The organism is Rhodanobacter sp. MP1X3 (assembly GCF_014207165.1).
Classification (GTDB): domain Bacteria; phylum Pseudomonadota; class Gammaproteobacteria; order Xanthomonadales; family Rhodanobacteraceae; genus Rhodanobacter.
Genome location: NZ_JACHCO010000009.1, coordinates 213,485 through 235,766 on the forward strand (window position 1 = coordinate 213,485; position 22,282 = coordinate 235,766).

At 57.9% G+C, this 22,282-nt stretch carries 18 protein-coding genes, 1 tRNA gene and 2 pseudogenes; 2 read left to right on the forward strand and 19 right to left on the reverse strand.

Annotation, left to right across the window (positions count from 1 at the left end; genetic code table 11):
* Positions 1 to 11: 11 nt before the first annotated feature.
* Positions 12 to 1,928 carry an aromatic amino acid ammonia-lyase gene (locus HDE79_RS20280; protein WP_184604799.1) on the reverse strand — a complete coding sequence of 639 codons (1,917 nt, stop codon included), beginning with the start codon at positions 1,926 to 1,928 and terminating at the stop codon, positions 12 to 14.
* 96 nt (positions 1,929 to 2,024) lie between these two features.
* Positions 2,025 to 3,407 carry a histidine--tRNA ligase gene (gene hisS, locus HDE79_RS20285; RefSeq protein ID WP_184604801.1) on the reverse strand — a complete coding sequence of 461 codons (1,383 nt, stop codon included), beginning with the start codon at positions 3,405 to 3,407 and terminating at the stop codon, positions 2,025 to 2,027.
* 171 nt (positions 3,408 to 3,578) lie between these two features.
* Here hisS and HDE79_RS20290 point away from each other — a divergent pair.
* Both HDE79_RS20290 and HDE79_RS20295 read left to right on the forward strand, forming a co-directional pair.
* A tRNA-Pro gene (locus HDE79_RS20290) sits at positions 3,579 to 3,655 on the forward strand.
* A 570-nt stretch (positions 3,656 to 4,225) separates the two neighbouring features.
* Positions 4,226 to 4,438, forward strand: coding sequence for a hypothetical protein (locus HDE79_RS20295; RefSeq protein WP_184604803.1), 213 nt, complete (start codon positions 4,226 to 4,228; stop codon positions 4,436 to 4,438).
* A 301-nt stretch (positions 4,439 to 4,739) separates the two neighbouring features.
* Here the strand turns inward: HDE79_RS20295 and HDE79_RS20300 are convergent, their stop codons facing one another.
* From HDE79_RS20300 to HDE79_RS20380, 17 genes and pseudogenes are all read right to left on the reverse strand, one after another.
* Positions 4,740 to 5,987 (reverse strand): cation:proton antiporter, encoded by a 1,248-nt coding sequence (locus tag HDE79_RS20300; protein ID WP_343206011.1) that lies wholly within the window; start codon positions 5,985 to 5,987, stop codon positions 4,740 to 4,742.
* Positions 5,988 to 6,040: 53 nt separating this feature from the next.
* A complete protein-coding gene (locus HDE79_RS20305) occupies positions 6,041 to 6,610 on the reverse strand; it encodes a flavin reductase family protein (protein WP_184604805.1) in 570 nt (189 codons plus the stop codon).
* A 204-nt stretch (positions 6,611 to 6,814) separates the two neighbouring features.
* Positions 6,815 to 7,807, reverse strand: a pseudogene (locus tag HDE79_RS20310) (integrase core domain-containing protein).
* 48 nt (positions 7,808 to 7,855) lie between these two features.
* Positions 7,856 to 8,334: pseudogene (gene tnpA / locus HDE79_RS20315) on the reverse strand (IS200/IS605 family transposase).
* Between the two features lie 150 nt (positions 8,335 to 8,484).
* A complete protein-coding gene (locus HDE79_RS20320) occupies positions 8,485 to 10,113 on the reverse strand; it encodes a tryptophan halogenase family protein (protein WP_184604808.1) in 1,629 nt (542 codons plus the stop codon).
* A gap of 370 nt (positions 10,114 to 10,483) precedes the next feature.
* A complete protein-coding gene (locus HDE79_RS20325; RefSeq protein WP_184604809.1) occupies positions 10,484 to 11,716 on the reverse strand; it encodes an FtsX-like permease family protein in 1,233 nt (410 codons plus the stop codon).
* A gap of 11 nt (positions 11,717 to 11,727) precedes the next feature.
* Complete coding sequence (locus HDE79_RS20330) at positions 11,728 to 13,035, reverse strand: ABC transporter permease (protein WP_184604811.1); 1,308 nt, start codon at positions 13,033 to 13,035, stop codon at positions 11,728 to 11,730.
* Between the two features lie 88 nt (positions 13,036 to 13,123).
* Positions 13,124 to 13,846, reverse strand: a complete 723-nt coding sequence (locus tag HDE79_RS20335; protein ID WP_184604813.1) for an ABC transporter ATP-binding protein — start codon at positions 13,844 to 13,846, stop codon at positions 13,124 to 13,126.
* A 509-nt stretch (positions 13,847 to 14,355) separates the two neighbouring features.
* Positions 14,356 to 14,589 carry a hypothetical protein gene (locus HDE79_RS20340; protein WP_184604814.1) on the reverse strand — a complete coding sequence of 78 codons (234 nt, stop codon included), beginning with the start codon at positions 14,587 to 14,589 and terminating at the stop codon, positions 14,356 to 14,358.
* A 346-nt stretch (positions 14,590 to 14,935) separates the two neighbouring features.
* Positions 14,936 to 15,919, reverse strand: coding sequence for a TauD/TfdA family dioxygenase (locus tag HDE79_RS20345; protein ID WP_184604816.1), 984 nt, complete (start codon positions 15,917 to 15,919; stop codon positions 14,936 to 14,938).
* A 59-nt stretch (positions 15,920 to 15,978) separates the two neighbouring features.
* The gene (locus HDE79_RS20350) at positions 15,979 to 16,755 is read right to left on the reverse strand and encodes an alpha/beta fold hydrolase (RefSeq protein WP_184604818.1); all 777 of its coding nucleotides are present in this window, start codon (positions 16,753 to 16,755) and stop codon (positions 15,979 to 15,981) included.
* A gap of 4 nt (positions 16,756 to 16,759) precedes the next feature.
* Complete coding sequence (locus HDE79_RS20355; protein ID WP_184604820.1) at positions 16,760 to 18,154, reverse strand: hypothetical protein; 1,395 nt, start codon at positions 18,152 to 18,154, stop codon at positions 16,760 to 16,762.
* Positions 18,155 to 18,161: 7 nt separating this feature from the next.
* Complete coding sequence (locus HDE79_RS20360) at positions 18,162 to 18,764, reverse strand: hypothetical protein (protein ID WP_184604822.1); 603 nt, start codon at positions 18,762 to 18,764, stop codon at positions 18,162 to 18,164.
* Positions 18,761 to 19,873, reverse strand: coding sequence for a homoserine dehydrogenase (locus HDE79_RS20365; RefSeq protein WP_255488531.1), 1,113 nt, complete (start codon positions 19,871 to 19,873; stop codon positions 18,761 to 18,763). Before HDE79_RS20365 ends, HDE79_RS20360 begins: the two co-directional genes overlap by 4 nt.
* Before the next feature lie 50 nt (positions 19,874 to 19,923).
* The gene (locus tag HDE79_RS20370) at positions 19,924 to 20,421 is read right to left on the reverse strand and encodes a hypothetical protein (protein WP_184604824.1); all 498 of its coding nucleotides are present in this window, start codon (positions 20,419 to 20,421) and stop codon (positions 19,924 to 19,926) included.
* A 154-nt stretch (positions 20,422 to 20,575) separates the two neighbouring features.
* Positions 20,576 to 21,436: a thioesterase domain-containing protein gene (locus HDE79_RS20375; protein WP_184604826.1), complete on the reverse strand. Its 861-nt coding sequence runs from the start codon at positions 21,434 to 21,436 to the stop codon at positions 20,576 to 20,578.
* The coding region (locus HDE79_RS20380; RefSeq protein WP_221440280.1) for a phosphopantetheine-binding protein at positions 21,429 to 22,282 on the reverse strand (854 nt) is incomplete at its 5' end. The genes HDE79_RS20375 and HDE79_RS20380, both read right to left, overlap by 8 nt.

Below are 22,282 nucleotides of genomic sequence, written 5' to 3' on the forward strand. Positions count from 1 at the left end.
GAAAAAAGAAATCAGTGCGACCGACGAAACGCGCCCTGCTGGACCAGTTCACACACCATGCGCACCTCGCCATCCATCGCGCGATCGCGATGCATGAAATCGATGTGCTGGCGCAATACCGCATGGGCATCGCGCACACGCGTGCCCGCGTGGAAATCACCGGTCTCGGCCAACGCTGCCGTAAGCTGCTTCACCTCGGTGACGAATTGCGCGTAATGCGGGTGATCCTCGCGCGGTGCGTTGGTGATCTTGTCGGCAATGGCCTGCCAACCGGCACGCGCTGCCAGCCTGCGTGCGGCGTTCAACATGGCCTGGCGGAAATCGAGCGCCTGCGCGGCCGTGTAGATTTCCAGCGCCAGCACATGACTGAGGTCATCGGTCATTTCCAGCACGTGGCGAGCTTCGTTGGCGCCCATCGAGACATGATCTTCGGCGTTGGCGCTGGTGGGTACCGAGTAAACGCTGGCGGGATGCGCACGCGTGGCAAGGTCGTTGACCAAGGCGGCAGCGGTGTACTGCACGATCATGAAACCGGAATCGGTGCCATCCTCATTTCCCGTGAGAAACGCAGGCAAACCGTCATTTGTCGCCGGGTCGACCAGCTTGTTGAGGCGCCGTTCGGAAATCGATGCCAATACCGGAATCGCCGCCTTGATGTAGCTCATGGCCAGCGCCAGCGGCATGCCGTGAAAGTGGCCGGCGGAGATCACCTGCTCCTCGATGAACTGCGCATCTTCGGCGTCGGGAAAGATCAGCGGATTGTCGGTGACCGAATTCAGCTCGATGTCGATCACGCGACACGCCTGTGCCCATGCATCGCGCACGGCGCCGTGCACCTGCGGCATGCAACGCAGACTATAGGCATCCTGCGGTTGATGCTTCTTGCCACCCTTGAACGGCAGGAAGCGGCTGTAAAACGCTTCGCGACCATGCCGCTGATTCGCAGGCACCCACTCCCAACCAATATCGAAGCTCAGCGCCTGGTCGTCCGGCTCACTCCAAGCCTCGGCGCTCCACGACTTGAAGCGCGGCACCAGGTGATACGGGATATCGATCAAGGTCGAACCGACGAGCAGGTCGCGTACGTTCGCCGCGGTTTCCACCTGTCCCGGATGTGGACGCAGCGCATGCACTTCCGGCCGCAGGGCGCCGCTGCGACCGGCGAATGCATCGAGTGTCATCGAGGCTGCGAGGTCGGCGGTAGCCAGCAATTGTTCCAGCGTATCCAGCGCCAACGCGGCGGTGGCCAGCATCTGTGCAGTACCGTTATTGAGCGCCAGACCTTCTTTGAACGACAAGCGAATCGGTTCGAGCCCCGCGCGCTTCAACGCCTCCGCACCGGAAACGCGCTCGCCCTGATAGAACGCCTCACCACCACCCAGCAAGACGATTGCCAGATGCGACAAAGGCGCAAGGTCGCCACTGGCACCAACCGAACCTTTCTCCGGTACCACCGGCACCACGCCCGCATTGAGCATCGCGGTCAACGCTTCGAGCGTGCTGACGCGTATGCCCGAATGGCCGCGCATCAACGTATTGATGCGGATCAGCAACATGGCCCGCACCACGTCTTCGCCGAACGGTTTGCCCACACAGACCGCGTGCGTGATGATCAGGTTGTGCTGCAGCTCTTCCAGCAGCGTGCCTTCGGTTTCATGTGGACCACGTTTGGTCAGAGCCGCTCCAGGCAATTCGTCGCGCAGACGATGCGCGCCAAGCAGCTTGTCGGCGTTGCTGCCGAAGCCGGTAGTCACGCCGTAGGTTGGCTCACCGCAGCTGACTTTCTCGGCCAGAAAATCCGCGGCGCGCTGCACGCGCTTCAGGCCTGCTGGATCAAGCGAAACCTTGCTGCCGGAACGTGCGACGGCAACCAGCTGCACGCGGGTGAGATGGTTGCCATCGAGAAGAATGGTGTCGGACTGGACCACGAGTGCCTCGCAAAACGGATGATCGAACGGGGATGATCGGATGTAGCGAAAGCCGGCAGGATGCTGGCGGATTGCAGTGAAAGGAATACGGCCGAATCAACCCATCGCCGCGGCCTGCTCCAACTCCACCCGCAACGTCTTGACCAGTTCGCTACGCGCCACTTCGAACTGATCCTCACGGCGCAGATCCTTGACCGTCACCACGCCCTTGGCAATTTCATCCTCACCCAGCACGATGACGAAGCGGATACCTGCACGGTCGGCGTACTTGAACTGCTTGCCGAGCTTGCCGCCCTCCAGCACCACCTCGGTGGCGACACCGGCCGCACGTAACTCACCAGCCAGCGCCAGGTAGGCCGGCAGTTGCGCCTCGTCCATCTGCGTCACCAGTACGTCGACCGTACTCTTGGCAGTGCTGATCAAACCGGCGTCGCGAAGCTGCCAGTAAAGCCGCGTCAGGCCGATCGAGATGCCGACGCCCGGCAGATGCGACTTGGTGTACTGACCCGCCAGATTTTCATAACGACCGCCCGAGCAGATCGAGCCGATCTGCGGATGATCGTTCAACGTGGTTTCGTAGACGGTACCGGTGTAGTAATCGAGGCCGCGGGCAATCGACAGGTTCAGCACGAAATGCGTTTCCGGCACGCCGAACGCGTGGATCAGGTTCAGCACTTCCTTCAGTTCGGCGCGGCCCTGCTCCATTGCTTCCGGCCCGGCACCCAACGCATCAAGATGGTCGAACGCATTCTTCAATGACGTCGAGCGTATCTGCACGACAGCCAGGATTTTTTGCGCGACATCGGCGCTGAGATTGAACGCTTCGCCAGTGAGCGTATCGCGCACATAATCCGCGCCGCGTTTGTCGAGCTTGTCCACTTCGCGCAGCACCAGCATCTGCTGCTCACCATCGACAATGCCCAGGCTTTCGAAGTAGCCACGCATCAGCTTGCGGTTATTGAGCTGGATGGTGAACGCACCGATATTCAGCTCGCGGAACACGCTGTAGATCACCGCCGGAATCTCGGCGTCGTAGCGCACCGACAGCGCATCCTTGCCGATCACATCGATATCGCACTGATAGAACTCGCGGAAACGCCCGCGCTGCGCGCGCTCGCCGCGATAGACACGCTGCATCTGGTAGCGTCGAAACGGAAAGCTCAGCTCGCGCTCGTGCTCGGCCACATAACGCGCCAGCGGCACGGTGAGATCGAAGCGCAACGCCAGCTCGGGCATGCCTTCCTTCTCGACCGCATTCAGCGCGCCAGTGGACTGAACGAAATACACCTGCCGCTCGGTCTCGCCGCCGGTCTTGGTGAGCAGCACGTCGGAATATTCGATCACTGGCGTTTCGATCGGCAGAAAGCCGAAACGTTCGTAATTGCGACGGATCACGTCGAGCATGCGCTGAAACGCGATCTGGTCGAGCGGCAGCAGCTCGAGCACGCCGGGCATGGTGCGGGCCGGGGTAAGCGCCATGAAATCCTCTGCTGACTATGACAATGGGACCGCATGCCACGCGACTTCACGCGCAGCGGCAGCCGTAAAGATTAGCAGAAGGCCGGTCCGGTTCCGTAGCCGTTCGGTGCGACACGGCCATCACCGCTGTTGCCAAGCCTGCGGACGACGATTAAGATACGCGGCTTCCCACGGGGTGTAGCTCAGCCTGGTAGAGCGCTACGTTCGGGACGTAGAAGTCGCAGGTTCGAATCCTGTCTCCCCGACCAATAAATCAAGCACTTATGCTGCTTGTCGACGAAAGGCCCGCCCTTAAAAGCGGGCCTTTTTCGTGACCAGGCGTCCCGGAAATGTCCCGCATATATCTGCGGTAGATCTCCGATGCGTCCGCATCCACGACCTAAAATTGTCCCGCCGCAAACATGACCGCAGACAGGGCGCCCCACTGCGCCTACGGCTTGCAGGGCGCTCCTGCAGCGATACGCCGCCTTCCGCCGCTGCGCGACGCACGTCGGCAACGTTGCCGACGTGCCTGCCTGTGAAGATTCGGCCGCCCGTGCGACCTACTCCCACGCGGCTGCACCGTGCGCCCCTGGCCAATGCAGACGGCTACCGCGTCAAGGGACGTTCCGGGACCGTGTCAGCCGCCAACCTGTGTCGCTGTGCTCCCGCGCCACGTCGGCTTTATCTTACGCCAGTCCTCCACATCGCCCTACAGGCGCCCTTGACCCCACACGCCACCTCCGGCCACCCGGTCCTGCGTATCGGAGCGTCCGCAGCCATCCGGGCCGCAGACGCTCCGATACGGAGACCACGGCAGCCCAATAGGAGGCATCCCCATGCTCATCAAGTCCATCGCCTTCTGCGCTATCGCAACAGTTAGCGTCGCTGTGGCAAGAGCCAATGAGCATTTAACTGTCAACGCGCTACAGAGCCATAGCGCTCGTCGCCTCGCCAACGAAAACTATGCGAATAGATTTCAATTGACAGCAGCGCCGGCTCCGCGCGCCCCTCGTCGCAACAATAGACAGTTCAATATGCTCGAAGGCTGAGCACGATAATCGCAGGAAAGCATTGAGCGCAGCCTCGGGCTAAAGTTTCCAAAGTAAGGCAGGCCCACTCGGCAGAGCACAGAATTCTAAGTGGAAGTGGGCAACGGGCAGACCAGACTAAGGTCAGCACAAGTCAACGAGGATGCACCAACGGCGCATAGCTGTGAACGACGCCGCGAGGCTCATGAAGAACCTTTGGTCCGGCGCGATTTGCTCGATCACGGCACGATCGATTACATAGGATCATCGGCTAACACCACTGTGACTGTGACTGTGGCTGAAGGTATTGTGCGATCGATCGTCAGAATACCCGACTGGCCGGGTCAATAACCGGCCTGTCCACGTCGCGCAAAGCGAGGCTCGGGTTCATTAGAAGTTTCGAAGAAACAATGGGCACGGTGAGCATCGTGCTAATGATAGCCATGATTAGCAAAGCCGTAAAAGTGTTGCTGGTAATTAATCCTTTATCCAACAAGACACTGGTAAATATAATCGTTATCAGCGACTTGGATTGTAACAACCAGCCGATCACAGATGCTTCGCCTTGGCCCCATCGTAAAATCTTTCCAGCTATGTGAATCGCCAGCAGCTTGCCTGTCACCGCTGCGCACAACAAAAAGCTCGCTGCGACAAAAACAGACCATCCGCCCAAGGACCAGCTTGTCTTCAGCCCTGTGCTCAAAAAAAACACCGGCATCATGAAGATCAATACGTGTTGCCGCAACATATCCAATTTTTTCTGATCAAACCAACTCGAATCGATTACAGCTCCGGCCATAAAAGCGCCAGCAATAAAATGTAAGCCCGACGACTCTGCCATTAGTGCGACTGCTGCCAACCAGATAAGCGCCCAGGACCATCGATCAAATTCTGAGACCGAAGCCATAATTTTTCTAAAGAAAAATGACACGATGATAAATCCCACGAAAAATAATACCTGGGACTCAAGGCGTCTAATATCCACGATAACGACAGCCAATACGGCCCATATAAGTATGTCGTCGAGGCTTGCGTAGCGCAAGACACGCCGTCCAATTGGATGTCGCAATAGCTCCAGTTTTTCTAGAAATATAATGAGGATAGGCAACGCAGTAATGGAGCAAGACATGCCTATCCCAAGGACAAACTGCCAATGCTCTGCCCTGGCACCGATCCAGCCCGATTTCTGCAAGAGAAAGACACCAACGATTGAACCAAACAACAATGGAACTAGCAGGGCCAATGCCGCGGTAATTCCATTATCTACTTTGTTCCGCCATACATCTTTTAGATCAAGCTCTATGCCCGCGACAAACACAAAAATGATGACAGCCCAAGAGGCTATACCATCCAAGTTATCAATAGTTTCGTGATTAAAAATCAAGCTGTACGAATTATTGAAATAGGCACCCAACAAACCCTTTCCTACGACGATCCCCGTAATAATCTGAACGGCCACCATAGGTGCGAGATAGTCGATCTTTAAGTAGCGCCATATCAGGTATGGCAGACCAAATATGATCAGCATCGCGATCAAAAATAGTTCGGGCTGGGAAAATTGATGCGTCACGTTTGGCTCCGTTTGCCGCCACCCTGGGCGATACGAAATAAAGCAATGTACAACTAATCAATATGCAAGGGCCAGTACTTGCCTCCAAAAAAAACCAACGGCCTTTCCTCTGACCCGGTTGAGAATTTATCCACAGTGGCGACAACAATTTTGTGATCTCCGGCATCGATCAGGCGCCAGTTTCGGCATTCAAAATGAACCAGACATCCCTTGACGTAGGGAAGGCCAGTTGCTGAAATTGAATAGTCATCGGGGTTCATGACGTGATCCCCCGCTTTTGAATATCTACTGGAAATATCACTTTGCTTTTCAGACAAAACACTAATGGCATAAGAATGCAGCTGCGAGAATAACGAATAGCACAACGATTTTTTCTTTATGTTCCATTGAATAAGACATGGATCTAAAGACAGTGACGAGAAGGAATTGATGGTCATGGCTATTGGGCCACGGACGGCGTCATAGGCCGATACAATGCACACGCCAGTAGTAAACCGGCCAAGGGCATTACGGCATTGTCGCTGTTCGTGCGCAGTGGCCGGGCCAACATCCTGCTCGGCAGTTTTCGTGCATGTACTTCCCGATGTTTCTGGGTACCGGCATTCTTTCGAGTCCTGTTGCATGGTGTCCTTACCTTTACAATTGGCTGATCAGTTCGTGCGTTCGATGGAGGACAAGCCTGTTAATGCGTACTACGTTCTTTAATTGAGGACGATCGTTTTTGATCATTTCTCGTTGATGGAATTTTTTTTGTGTCACCTGTTCAAAGTTTTGATTGTAATTATTGCTTCTACGACTGGGGCAATGATGGCAACATACGATAAACTTTACGTACTTCTATGACAGTTATTCGGATAAAATCGCGGGTTGACAGCGGTGTCGAGTCTCATCTGATTCTTAGTTTTTCTGACGAAGGGATTCGACCGCTGCTCGTGCCACGCACGAGTCGCCTGCCGCAGGGTCTTGCAGCAGACGGATCGCTGCGAAAGTTGCTCGTTGTAGATCTTCACGTAAGGCTCGATCGTGATTTGTAATTCCTCACGCGAACGGAGGCGCGTGGTAGCCGGGGTGTCGCTGGTGCGGCCGTTGAAACGCTCGACCATGCCGCCTGTCTGGGGATGGCGCTGTTTGATCAGACGATGTTCGATACCCAGCAGCACGCACTCACGATTAAAGGCATGGTGGCCCGAACGCCCTTTGAAGTGGTCAGTGAATCGACTGATGTTGTCGGTCAGCAGCTTCTCGATCCTCATCGGCGCGACGGCGTGCAGACCGCGCGGGAAGTCGGTGCTGCTGGCCTCACTCTGATCGGCGTAGATGCGCAGGTAGACCCAGCGCGCGGCATGGTCAGTGGTCACCCTTGCGGTTTCATCGGCCATCTGTGGCAGGTGCCTGACATCGATGTAGACAAAGGCTGATGCATAGTCCTTAAAGGTCTTGCGCACAATCGGCGCGCCCTTGTTCTCCACTAGGCTCGTGTTCATCGTATGTCGGCGCAGGCAACGCGCCAATCCCGACCGCGAGGCCGCGGGGTTGAGGAACTCGAGGACCACCACGAGCAGGTCATCCAGCGACAGCCATAGCTTTCGGCGGACCGCCAGCGCCACCGCTTCCTGAGCGGCGATCAACGATGCAATGCAGCGTGGCCGGGCGATGCGAACGATCAGTGGCCGAATCGCGCTCACGCCACTGGCGAACCGTGGGTGCGGTGATACCCTAGCGAGGGCGAGTAATTCATGTTTCAGGGCAGAATCTTCGGCTTGTAGCTCTGCGCGAATGCGCGGTGTCGTGCGTGCCAGTGGATGCAAAGTCAGCCACATCTCAGGCTCCAAGGCACTGATAGAGTTGACCCATCGCAGCACAGGCGCTCAAACGCCAGACACCCTGCTCAGGAGCATCACACGGCACCTGACAGCTAATACACCCAGCTTCATCTGATCGTGGCGCTCATCTGCTTGCCCCGATTCCTGATGTAGGTGCGCGCCATCGCTTCGTCCAACCCCACCGTCGAGATGAAGTATCCTCTCGCCCGAAACGACTCCCCGGTAAAGTTTTTTGACCAACCGCCGAATCGTCGCGCGATCGTGATCGCGCTGTTTCCCTTCAAGTGACCCCCCACGTTCGATACCGCGTACTTCGGTGGAATGCTGATACACATGTGGATGTGATCCAGCATCACATACCCTTCAACAATCTTCGATTCCTTGTGTGAGGCCAACTCATACAATACTTCCACCAGCTTTGTCCTAAATGGGCCATACATTCGCTTTTTCCTTCGCTTCAGAATGAACACCACATGGCGCTTACAGTCCCAATGGGCACGACTTAGGCTTTGAAACTCTTTCATCGTAAATGCCATCTCTTGGTCGAGATTTCAGATTCACAACGATCGCGGTATAGGTCAAACCTTGGCGAGTCCCCCGACAGAGCCGGGGGCTTACCTCACCGCCGAGCCAAATGACCTCAAGCTAAGCAAATGACATAGTCAACGACCGTGTCAGCCAACAGCGTCTGCCATTTCGGCCGACTTCTTGACTCCGTGCAGTGACTTCAGGTAATCCACACAGCTAGGCAAGGTGCTGGTCAGTCGATGCGCATCACGCTTGATCGACGCGAAAAGTTCGTTCGCCTTATGAATATGCTCGTCTTTATAGAGGAGTTTGGGAAGCGCTCGCTCCGGCAGCCAGCCCATGCCGGCCAGAACGCAGTAATAGTTGTTGTTGGTCCAGAAGTTGCGGAATTCCGTTTCGAAATTGCCGTAGTACTGCTCTTCGTTTGTATATGGCATGTTGACCGGAAGGCCGACACGATACATGGCGAGTTTGTGCTTGATGTTGTCAGACAGGTGGATTTCGTTCTTGTTGGCAAGCCAGAACGGTGTGTCGTCGCGCGACGAAGTCAGATAGTGCGCCTGAATGAAGTCGCGGCAATCGTCGTACATCGTCTCGATTTCCTGATTGAATTGGTTGATCAGAGTGTTATCGAAGGACGTGTCAGGGAAATGCTTGACCAGCTGGTAGATTGCCGCATAAATAAAGTAGATACCGGTCGATTCCAGCGGCTCAAGGAAGCAGGACGCCAGACCGATCGACACGCAGTTCTTCACCCACGCGCGACGGTTGCGGCCCGTCCGAAACTGGATGTGGTTCAGCTGCTTCTTCTCGGGATCAAAGTTCCAGAGTTTGGCGAATTCCAGCGTGGCGTCATCCTGCGAGACGAAATCGCGTGAGTACACATAACCTGATCCGAACCGGCCAAGCATCGGGATCTTCCAGGTCCAACCATGCTTCATGGCAATCGCCGAGGTATACGGCTCAACTCCGTTCTGTTCGTCATCGTGCGGGATCGGACAAGCCACCGCGCTATTGCAGAACAAGTGGTTACTCATATCGATAAACGGTTCTTCCATCGCCTTATTGATCAGCAGGCCGCGGAAACCCGAGCAATCCACGAACAAATCGGCTTCGTAGCGCCCGCCTTGCTCGGTGAGTAGCGCTTTGATATCGCCGTTTTCGTTCTTTTCGACAGACTGCAAATTGTCGATGACGTGCTTGACACCCCATTGCACGCCCAGTTTGGCCAGATAAGCGGCAACCAGATGCGCATCGAAATGCCATGCATAGGCGAATGCCGGCTTGCCATCCATTGTGCAGGGAGCCAGATTCTGGTCGAGAAGCTGCGGCTGTGAATAGCACGCGTAATCAAAAGCTTCCGCCTTATTTTCGGCCATGCGACGCAGCAGCCAATAATGCGAAAGCGGTACGTTGTCATGGTTCGGGATCATCCCGAAGAGATGATAGAAGTGGTTGTTACCAGCGGCATCGGCGTTTTTACGCCAATTCACAAACTTGATGCCCCCCTTGAAGGACGCGTTGCACTCCTGCATCCACTCCCGTTCCGGAATTCCCAGGAAGTCAAAAAAGGCTCGCTGCAAATTCGGCAGGGTGGCTTCACCCACGCCGATCTTGGGAACCGTCGCAGATTCGATCAGCGTAATCGAAATTTTCTCGCCAAAGGCCTTGGAGAGATAAGTGGCTGTCATCCAACCGGCCGTTCCACCGCCGAGAATCACCACGGAACGTATAGGAGCTTGAGTATGAGAATGATCTTTGTGAAGTCCAGACATATGTAATGATTCCAAAGAAATCTTAAATCATGAAGGGGCGCCAACTTATGCTCCAATCGTCACGGAGCAGGTCATAGGCGGCTTTATTACAAAAACACAAGCGCCGGTCCCAAGTACTGCGGTTGCTTGCACTATCCAATCTGTATGGACGTCCGTTTCGGATCCAATAGGTCAGAGCATCCCTAGAGAAAAAATGTTCGCTTACTTATAATCTTCCCAGTGCAAATCGGAGGATGCGGACAAATGGCCAACTCCTTAATGTTGGTTTAGGAACGAGAGTTGGGAGTTGGGATTGGCGATACGCAAAAGTGAAATCTCACGACCCCACTGCTTGTCGGAGCCCCAATTCCTCATTCCAAATCTCGGTTCATTACACACTTCGCGTCGCCACCACAGGCGAGACCGCGGCCGCACGTAGTGCGGGGCCGAGCACTGCGAGCTGGCCGATGATCCATAGCGCCAGCGCGCCTACTGGAAAATAGATAGCGGGCAATCGGGGCAATTCGTAATGCGTCATCAAGAACAGGTTGATGCTATAGGCCAGCACCATGCCGAGCGCGATACCGAACGTGGCGAGCAGGAAGTTCTCGGTCTGGAAGAAGCGCAGGATGTCGCCGCGCGTGGCGCCCAAGGCTCGCCGCACGCCGATGGTGCGCCGACGCTGCCCTACCCAGAAGCTGGCCAGTCCCGCGATACCCAGCGCAGTGACGGTGAGCAGCGCCACGATCACACCAGTCAGGATGCCGGCCATCGCGCGATCTCTAGCAAAGAACTTTTGGCGCGCTTCGTCGTAGGTGCGTTTTTCCAGCACCACACGGTTGGGATCGATCTGCATAAGCTTCGCAAGGGCAGCCTTGAGCACCGCCTCGCGATCCTGCGGTGCGCAGCGCAGCAGGTAGCTCGCGCCTTCGGCCGGAGTCACGTGGATAGGCCACAACGTGCTGTAGTAAGGTCCTTGTTGCAATTGATTCGGCCGCGCCAGGTTCGTCACTACGCCGATGACGCGGAACGGAAGATCCTTCCCGAAATAGAGTGTCTTGCCGAGTGCGCTCTGGCCCGGCCACAGCTGTGCGGCCAATGCGCGCGTTAGGATCACTGTCTGCGGCAAGCCTTTCGGATCACCGGTCTGCAGGGCCGCGATAGCAACGTCTAGGTCGACGTATTCGCCGGGCTGAAAGTCTCTGCCGGCCACGAGTTGCACGCCTAGTGTGGGCATCACGTTCTGCCCATAGAACGTCGTCGCTTGGACGGTTGGCTGTTGCTGTTGCGGATCGAGCATGATGCCGCTGTTCGACGAGCCACCGTCGCTGAAGGGCAGTTGGTTGATGAGCGCCGCCTGCTTCACGCCGGAGATCTGCCGCAATGCGGCCAGATCGGTTCCCGTTTGCGCCATGGCATCGGGGCGTTTGCCGATATAGCCCATCTGTATCTGCACCAGCTCGTGCTCAGAGATGCCGCTGACCATGTGCATGCGCTCCAGTCGCTGTCCGATCAAGAACACCGCGTTGCACACGATCGCGCAGGTCAGCGCGATCTCCAGGATTAGCAGTCCCGCGGTGATCTTGTGTCGCAGCAGGGCAGAAAGTATCGGTCGCAGTTCCATCTTGATCCCTCTCAATTGCTCTTCAAGTGCAGGGCTGGCGTGATCTGGCAGGCACGCCACGCGGGTAGCAAGCCGGCCAACAGGCTCGCACACAGCGCCAGCAGGAAAGTGGCGAGCAACATCGCCAGGTCCAGATGCGCCAACGCGGCATAACTGTCCGGCTGTCGCCGCACCAGCCACAGACCGAAGACGGCCAGCAGCAGACCGCCGAAGCCCCCGGCGAGACCGACCACGCCAGACTCGACCAGCAGCTGTGAGAACACCTCGCGCTTGGATGCGCCCAGCGCGCGCCTCACGCCGAGCTCGCCGGCGCGGCGCAGGAACTTCGCTAGCATCAAACCCACTGTATTCACCAAACACACCAGCAGGAAGCCGAACGCCAGCCAAGTCTGCAGGCGCACATCGTCGGGCACCACCCCGTTGTAGTCCAGCCACTGCATCACGTTACCCAGCCGCACGTTCGGAGGGCGCTGGAAACGCCCCAGCGCCCTCTGCTCCTCCGAATAGTGGACGAGGAACTCTTCATACGCGGCTGCCTTGAGTGGGCTATCCAACTGCACCCAGAACTGCAGCCATGCACAGGGCGAGTTGTGGTCAGGCGTAGTTGCGCCGCCGCCATTGCCCCAGCAATTGACGTTGCCATCATGGACCATGCCTAGGTCCTGGGAGGTCGACAGTGGCACGTAGACCCCCTCGTTCTCGTTGTAGTTCAAGCGATTGAGGTCGTAGAAGTGCGGATTGGGGTTCCAGTCGCCGATGACGCCGATGATGCGAAACGACGTATCCGACAAGCGCAGCGTCTGTCCGGTGCTGTCCTTACCGCCGAACAGTTTGTCGTTAAGCTGGCTGCTAATGATCACCACGCGAGCATGCGACTCGTCGTCCGTTGCGTCCCAAGCATGGCCGTATTCGAATGGCACGCCGAACATCGGGAAAAAATCGACAGTGGTATAGCGCGCGTCCGCGTAGAACGGATTGAGCGCGGAGTTATCAGGCTGCACTGCCACCGAGCCACCGCTCATCAGCGCCTGATGGATACCCCGCTTCGCCTGCAGCAGGTTCACGCCGTCGATCCAGCTCACTTGGTCCATCGGCGGCGACTTGCCAGGTAGATAGCCGCGACTGTCACGCGGATCGATCTGCGGGTAATACAACATGCCGCTGCGACCCGGCAGTGGGTCGCCGGACAGCACGTGCAACACCGTCAGCGTAGTCATGCTGGTGCCAATGCCCAGCGCTATTGCCAGCACCATCAGCGCAGTAAGCGCGCGGTTGCGCCTCAGGCTGCGCTGAGCGAGGTCAAGGTAGTAGCCAAGCATTCCATTTCTCCATTGTCTGGAAGCACCTCTCCCTTCGAGAGAGTTCGCATAATTGGTCCCTGCCCCTCCCGGGAAGCAACCGTGTTCCTCAAGCTTGCATTTCGCTGGCGGCGGCGTGATACGCGGTGTGGAAGCGCGGACCCTCGGCCAGATCCACCACCTGTCCATCGGTGACGTGCACGTTGCGCTGCGCACGCGCTGCCAGCTCGGGATCATGTGTAACCATCACGATGGTTGCGCCTTCACGATGAATTTCCTCGAGCAGCTCGAGCACACTGCGAGCCATCTGCGTGTCCAAATTGCCGGTCGGTTCATCCGCCAGCAGCAGGCGCGGGGATCCAGCAAGCGCGCGGGCGATGGCCACACGCTGCTGCTGACCACCGGACAGTTCTGCCGGGTAGTGCTTGGCACGGGAAGCCAGACCGACGCGCTCGAGCGATTCCATGATCCGCTGTTTGCGCTCGGTCGCCTTCATGCCGCGATAGCGCAACGGTACTTCGACGTTATCAAACACGTTGAGGTCAGGAATCAGGTTGAACGCCTGGAAGATGAAGCCGATCTTCTCGTTGCGGATCTTCGAGCGGGCGTTGTCGTTTAGGTTGCTGACTTCGATACCGTCGAGGTGATACTCGCCGGCACTAAACGTTTCCAGCAAACCGGCAATGGTCAGGAAAGTGGTCTTGCCGGACCCGGACGCACCGGTGACGGCGACGAACTCCCCTTCTTTCACGTCGATGTTGAAATCGCGCAGTGCGTGGGTCTCCACCACTTCGGTACGGTAGACCTTGGACAAATGGGACATTTTGAGCATGATTCACATTCCTAGGAGGCGGTGGATCTTTGGAGCCCATCCCATCGGGAGAGAGGTTGGCGCGAGGGTCCGGCATGCACCTTGAGCGTCACCGCGGACCATAGTTGGCGCACAGGGTGAGGCTATTAGCGCTACAGCAGCCCCCAATTGAGATCTCGGGCGAACGGCTCTCGCTCGACAGTGATGAACACGAGCCGTAATATAGTTACTGATGCATTGGCCAAAAACTGGCGGAGCATGCAGGACATGGCGATGGCCAGCACTTACAGCGCCACCACGCCAGCACCGATGAAAATCATGGCAATTGGGCTCGATCTCGACCAGGCGGTCTTGAGCGGAAGTGTCGCGAATCATGGTGCGTTCCCTGACCATTGTGCGTTCCCTGACCATTGTGCGTTCCCTGACCGCGGGCAGTGCAGCCCGCGCTCCTCGTCTGCAGCAATCCGCGTGCCAAACGGCGCTGTAAGAAAAACAGATCATCTATCAATAACTTGTAATCGCACTCCTTATCAACTTCTGTGTCCGCGGACACCACGCGGACAGCGGACAGCGGACAAGCTCCACTGCGCCGGCAGCACGATGCTCACGACGGAGCTGGCCTTCATGCCTTGCGCGACCTCGCCGCGCAGCACGGAGGCCCGCGCGGGCACGACGTCGAGCGCGTCGAGTGCGGCCAAAAACGCCTGCCGTGACCGATCGGACACATCCCGCGAGTGGAGGCCGAAGCGGCCCACGATCGGCAAGAGGTTATGCTGCCCAAGGCGGCGTGGTTCAAACGAAACAGCCTCCGGCCCGCACGAATGGCTGGAATGCAGCGCCGACGATGAGCCGCGTGCGTGCCCGATTGCATCCGCTCGCGGACACCAATTAACTGAACTGGATAGCTTGCTGGCGACAGGTGTTGTTGAACGCTGCAACCGGGCAACGCTTCGACGACAAACGCGTCGAAGCGGCGCGGTTGCCCGACCTCCTCTACCGACGATTGGCAGTACCAGTCCACTTAGTCTGGCGTCACCAATTCCACTGCTTCGCGGCTCTTTCAAGACTGCCAATGGATCACCTACAGAGAGTGCGTGGATGTTAAGGCGTTTAGGCTGCTCTATCAGTCTTTCTAGTACGAATGCATGCCATGCCCACGAGTACCCTGCGCTCACCAGCGTAAGGCTGACGGCCATGAGTGAACAGCATGTTGTCGAGCAGGATGAGATCGTTGGACTGCCATGGGAAGTGGAATGTCACCTCGTCGTAGGCCCCGCGAATCGCATTCATATCCGCAACATCAATGGGTGACCCGTCGCCAAAATAAACGTTACGTGGCAGGTCCTCTTCGCGGTACAGCGAGAGCATGTCGCGCCTCAACTCGCCTTCAAGCGCCGACACATGAAACAGGTTCGCTTGGTTGAACCACACCTTCTCGCCAGTCACTGGGTGCACAGCCGTTGCCGGCGTAACTTGCCTCGTACGCAGGCCGTTTTCGCCCGTCCACTCGAACGAGATGCCATTTTCCAGACAGAACGTCTCGACCTCCGCGCGGTCCGAGGTTTGGAAGACCTCGCTCCAGGGCAGATCGATGCTCCCATAGTTGCGAACGTACTGAATCTGGCGGTCCTCGAACCTGGCGACGACCTCGGACGGGATTCTCGCCAACACGGCACGGCTGTCAGCCAGCGGCGTCGCCCCACCCATGCCTTCGCCTGGAGCCACCATGCAGAGGAAGCCTATGCGCATCGGCCACGCGCTTGCATAAGACGATTCATTGTGCTGTGGAATCGTCTGACTGGGATGATATTCGGTCGCCGTATAGACATTCCCCCCTAGCTTGGTTCGCGGTGTGGAGCGATAGCTATATTCGGCGAGATCCTCTTCGAACAGCGCTTGCAAGTACTGGCCAAACTGCCGGCTGCTGAGAAAGTTGAACCCACGAACAAGCACAGCGCCATACGTATTCAGCAATTGCTCGACCCGATCACGATTTTCATGAGCCCAGTCCTGAGATCGCATAAGCGGTGGTATCTGCAAGAGCAAGGGCCGGCCAGCCACTTCCTGAAGCTTGTCGCTAACCAATACGGTCATTCACCTGTCTCCGTTTTTTTATGATGATGGGCGCTTACGCCTCTGGTAATCGAGCGCCCTTACGCCATTGCGTCTGCGGGCTGGCGCCAAGCCTGCCGAGCGATTGCGCTGAGCCGCTCGATGATTTTTTCACGGTTCGGGTGAATGTAGAAATGGTCTCCCGGAAATATCTCGTAGTCGAAACGACTGCCCACCAAACGCACCCAGGCCGCCAACTGGTCCACGCTTACATCCGCGTCGGCATCGCCTCCCAATGCCGTCAGGGGACATGCGACGGGCGTGTGATCAGTGCAAAAGTAGGTTTCCGAGATCGCGAAATCGTCGCGTAGCAGCGGGATGAACAACTGCATCACCTCGGCATTCGTCAGTAGCTCCTTGGGTGTTCCATTGAAGCCTTTCATCCTTGTTAGGAAAGCGTCGTCATCCAACAAGTACGTGCGTTCGTCAGCCGAAGTTAGTTGCGGGGCACGACGTCCGGAGACTACAAGGTGAGAGGGCCCTGGCCGTCCCTGTCTATGAAGCAGGCGCGTCAGTTCGAACGCGATCAGTGCGCCTACGCTATGTCCAAAGAAGACAAAAGGCCGATCAACGATTCCCGCTATCGCTTCACTCAGAGCATCGAGGACACCCTCGAGCCGATCAAATCGCTTTTCCGTGAAACGATTCTCACGCCCCGGAAGCTGGATTCCCACCAGTTCAACGTCCGCCGGAAACGCCGTATACCATTCACGAAAAGCCGACGCGCCCGCTCCCGCATAAGGGAAACAGAACAACTGCACCTGGGCGGATGGGTTAGGGTGGGGCCGCCAGAACCATTTTCCCCGCGGAGTTGTCATTAGGTTATTCCTTAACTTCGTAGACAATGGCTTCCTGCGCTCCCTTGGCGGAATTGATGATGCCGCCCCCCCCCTCTTTCGGCATTAGACGCAACCAGCATCCGCCGTAACACTCGCCAAAACCAAAAACGCCCCAGACGACATCATGGATCGTATAACCGCGACCGCCCGACTGTCCATAGAACGGCAGTGAAGCGCAGTATTCCTGGGCAAGCCACTCCCCTTCCGACATAACGCGACTAATGATCGCCTCCCATGCCTCCATGGAATGGAGCCTTCCGATAAAGACATCCTCGCCCTGCGCGCCACGCGCCGCCTTAACCACGATTGATTCGCGATGGTCTCGTAGCACTTCTGCTAACGGCGCCGTCTGCCCGCGGAACGTCGTTAGCAACGGGCCGGGTATCGCACTCCACGGAACGAAGACATCGATAAGCTGACGCTCGGCATCACTGAATAGATCTGTCCTCATATGTTTGCGTAGGACAGCAAGCGAACGCTTGTCGCCAATCACTGAGAAAAACGGGTTGTCCGGCCAGAAGACTTGGCCGCGTAGAAAAGCTCGGTAAAGATCGAGAGGGGGGACGAACCGCTCGCCCAGGCTAGCCGTATTAAACGAAAGCGATACCAGACTGCTTACCCGCTTGATGCCGATAAAGATGCCATGCGGCATATATGTCAGCGCATCGAAGCCGGTCTGGAAAGAGAGCTCCCCCTTGAGGCCATTGGCAGCGAGCGCGTCTTGGAAAATGCCCTGGATTGCATCGCCGATGCCATCGCTCACGTCCGACTCACGGACGATGAAAACGACGTTGACGCTACCGTCCTTATCCTTGGCACACTGCGCGCCTTGGGCGACGATGTGCTCGATATAGGCCAGCGGGATATTTCTCGTGCTGCACTCTACGTCTGCGAAGAAGGGCGACAGCGACTCGTTGTTACGATAGAGCCGATCCATCCAATGAATCTGCCAACCACCAATGCTCGGGCCAGCATTGATCTCGAGAACCTTAAGACCATCTGCCGTCAGAATGGCGTCGATGCGCAGCATAAGCTGTGAAAGCTTCATGCCGTTATCGAGGAAGATCATCGCCAAGACGTCTGGTACCCCATAGAAAGCCATGAAGCTTGGGATGTCCTTCTCGAACTCCCTCCGCACCGCGCGGTAGACAAACTCTGGCACGCGAAGCACGCAATTTTTCAGCGTCTGCTGCATCCGGCTACCGATGAACCACGGCCAGGAGTGCAGAGGGTATGGATAGTTCCTCAGAAATCTCGGAAGGGAATCGTCGAGCAGCTCAAGCCGGTCGAGGCACTTACCTTTTTGTATGGAATAGTGGAGGAAATGGACTGCGCATTTAGACAGCGCCGCATGGTTGCTAACGATTGCCGGTTCCATGTAGTGATCAACTCGCTAAATGTTTGTTTGTGGTGAAAGTCCAGCCGCCGAACTCTAGCCAGCTCGGCGCACGCTCAATTTCGATGCGAGAAAACCAAGCGCATGCGCCTGCAGGAGGTAACGTTGACCCGTGCTGCACCGTGTCGAAATCGTCGAGATTGATCAAAGGGTCGGCGCATAGGCTAATGACTGATTTCGATGGCTCGGCCGACAGAACCTCGGCGTCCGCCAACCCCAAGCTCGACGCGTAGAACATCGCCAGCGGCTTGAAGAAGTTGGTCCCAAGCACGTTATTCACCTCGACCAGCCATGCCTGACCCGGGCGATACCCTTGTGCAGCGCGAGCAGGGCAGCGCAGGCGGTGACTGACGGTAGGTGGGCCGCACCCACGGATTGCCGCGATGCACACCACCGGTTCGTCCATGCGGCGCCCCTCGGCGCGGTTGCCGGACTGCGCAGTTGCGGCCGAGCAGGTCGAAGCCCACCCGACATAGCCGATGCTGGCCGGAGTGAAATAGCGGCGGCGTTGCGGCGGGGCCATGGCAAATTCCAGCAGGATAGTGAACATCTGGTCGGCATTCGGCAGGTCGGTTAGAAGATCGCCGTTCATGCGTGCACCGCCAGCGATTCGGCGATGCGCAAGAGGTCAGCGAACACGCCGGCGGCGGTGACTTCTGGCCCGGCACCTGGGCCTTGCACTAGCAGGGGATTATCGCAGTAGCGGCGAGTGCTGAACTGCACTATGTTGTCGTTAAGCCGGGTGTGCGCGAACGCGTGGCTGGCCGGCAGCACCATCAGCCGCACGCTGGCACGGCCGCGGCGGTCGAGGTGCGCCACGTGGCGCAGCACGCCGCCTTCGGCGCGCGCTTCGGCCAGTTTGGCCGCCATCGGTGCGTCGAGCTCCTCAAGTCGTTCGGAGAATTCCTCCAGCGGCAGCTCGCCGAGCGGGGCCGGCACCAGGCCCTGCAAGTCCACGTCCTCCAGCGACAACAACCAACCCGCCTCTCGCGCCAGGATCACCAGCTTGCGCGCGACATCAATGCCGGACAGGTCATCGCGCAGGTCCGGCTCGGTGTAGCCTAGGGCACGCGCCTCGCGCACGAGGGCGGAGAATGGCAGTTGGCCGTCATAGCGGTTGCACAGCCAGGCCAGCGTGCCGGAAAACATGCCCTCCACCGCCAGCAGTTCGTCGCCGGTGTCGAGCAGGTCGCGTAGGGTCTGCACCACCGGCAGGCCAGCGCACACCGTCGCCTCGTAACGGAAGCGCATGCCGTCGTCGGCGCAGGCGGCGCGGATCGCCTGCCAGCGCTGCAGCGCGCCGCTGCCGGCCATCTTGTTTGGCGTCACTACATGCAGGCCTTCAGCCAGCCAGCGGGAGTAGTGTCCGGCCACGACGTCGCTGGCGCTACAGTCGATTAGCAATGCGTGGCGACCGTCGCCGCCGCGCACGTGGGCGGCAAATTCGTCGAGGTCGGCCGGGCGCCATATCTGCGCGCGTTCGCCGTGCTGCTCGCGGCCAGCGTAGTTGATGAGGTCGGGGTCGTCGCAATCCAGCCACATGCGGCGGCTGGCAGCCACACCGCACAGCTTCAGTTCCAGCCCGGTCTCGCGCGCCAGGCGTGCCTGCGCCGCCTGTAATTGCGCCAGCAGCGCGCTGCCGACCCGGCCAGGTCCGATCAATCCCATCGCCAGCGTGCGCCTCAGCCGTATCGCCGGCATGGCAACGCTGAGTGGCGCGGGGCGTTCTAAGGGTTGTGACACACACATGTTCACGACGACCTCCTTGGGGCTCTCTCGATCCGTGTGGTTGACTTCCGCCTAACTTGCCTGGCTGACAGTGTGCCGGCACGATCCGACCGCATGGCAAAGCTGAGCACCCGGTACGCGTCGCTGATCACGCCGAAGGGCTGGATGCGCCGTGAGTCTTGGGCCGCGCGGTCAAAGGAGGCCACCAGTGGTACCTTGCGGCAGGCCCCGCCGCGCACATAGCGACAAGCCAGTTTGATCGCGGCCAGCACGCCCGAGCACTCATGCGGGATGATCGCGACCGGTAGCGAGTTAACCAAACCGAGTCTGTCCAAGAGGCGTGCGCGCAAGCTTCGGTCTTCGCACAGGAGGACATCGGCCGGAGTGACGATGAGGGCTCGGATATCGACCATGCCGCGCCCAGCCTTAGCCAAGTAGCTCTCGAACGCACGCGTGATGACGTCCTCCGGCGCTCCGGTGCATTCGCGAAAGCGCATGTAGTCCAGGATAGATACATTCATCGGCAGCCTCTGGGCCTTGAAATGGAGGGCGGCTTCCCTGGTCGACTCGACCTTCCTCTCGCAGTCGCCAAGCACAACATGGATGATGCGCAGGCCACACTCGAAGCCCGCGTTGTTATCAATCGCTGCTCACAAACGGCGCGCCTCTCTTTCTTCATGTTTTTTCCTGTATGTCGGCCACCCGCGACACCCCGACTAGCGCGTTCTGTCTCAGCGACGCCACTATCGCCTCCAAATGGGGATCAGCGAGAATGTCGTCTCCCGGACGCAATGCTGGTGCATGCGGAATGACCGTGAGCGTGCCATACGTTAGGTCGTCCCAGTCGCACCACTCACGGTGAGCGTCGGCGGGGCGCTCGCCGCGTGGCTGCCTGTACAGGTCGATGTTTAGCGCGGACTTTGGCGCGCGGTAGCGGCTGGTCGCTGCGCGGGTCATGCACAATGACTCTAGGTACTTGCGGATCCAGATGGGATCTGGAAGTCGATGTTTTTTATTCCTGGCTACGATTTGATCGGTGACAATGGCACAGACGGATCCACGGTCCATCGTTTCGAAGCCATCCCAGTCAAGGTCACTTAGCCTCATTCCGTAGTTCTCGAAAAGGTATTCCACCAGGAAGCGATGCCGGTCAGTGTGCGCCGGATCAAAACCGCCCTGGTCGTGCGAGCCGAACATGACGACCCGCTCCACAACCTCGCCCTGCATCGCGAGCTGACATGCGATCTCATAGGCGAGCGGACCACCTGAACACGTGCCAAACAGCAGATATGGCCCGTGAGGCTGAATCTGCTGGATAGTCTCTACGTGTAAGGCAGCAAGTTCCGGCACACTGGCGAAACTTTCGTCAGCATAGATCGAAGGGTCCTCCAATCCATAGACCTTGGCCGCGTCTTCGAGCCTGGCGGCCAGCATTTTGTAACCGCCTAGACCACCGCCAACCGTGTGTGTGCAAAACACATTGCGCGGCACGGCGGACGCATTCAACTCGACGAGCGTTGGATGATGATCATTCATTGACGGACTCCTCCTTGGTATAACTACCACTGTCCGCATGGCGGTCGTTGGCGGCGCAGTAGTCCGCTGCGAGATTCACGATGTCGGCCCAGATCACTTGACTGGCGAGATTAGGATGGGCGACAAGCACGATATGCTGGGGAGCTGTCGGTCCCGGCTGGCAGATAGCGAAAAAGACTGGCCCGGACGATTCGGTGATGGCAGCGCGCATGGCTTCGACCATGGCATCGGGTGCTGCACCTACGGCTCGGCTTTCATCCCAGAGCATCGCTTTGCAGAGTTGGCGTTCCGTCGGGTGGGCGTAACCGTGGCCGTCTGCCAGTTGGGGGTACTGACGCAGCATGCCTTTGATCATGTTCAACAGGTGAGTTTCGGTGAAATTCTTACCCACCTGCAGATTGACTGTAACTACGTCGTCGGCGTCACAGGGCACCTTCGCCGTTACGGGGTCGGTTGTATGAGCGACCGTTTGCGCATCCTCGCTTGTCGAGTCGATTGCTAATAACGCGGCAAGCGCGGCCACGGACGGATGCTTGAATATCTGGCCGATGGTCAAGGATATTCCCTGTCGTTTCGCCTCCGAGATCACCAACACAATTCCGAGCGAGTTTCCACCCAAGTCGAAATAATTGTCGTGGATCCCTACTTGGCTAACGCCCAAGACCTCTTGCCAGATCATGCAAAGAGAACGCTCAAGATCGTTGCATGGGCCCTCATAAGCGGCATGAACAAACGCTTCATCGCCCGGCGCCGGCAACGCCTTGCGGTCCAGCTTGCCATTGGGCGTTAGCGGCATCGCATCAAGAACCACGAACGCCGACGGCACCATGTAGTCCGGCAACAACG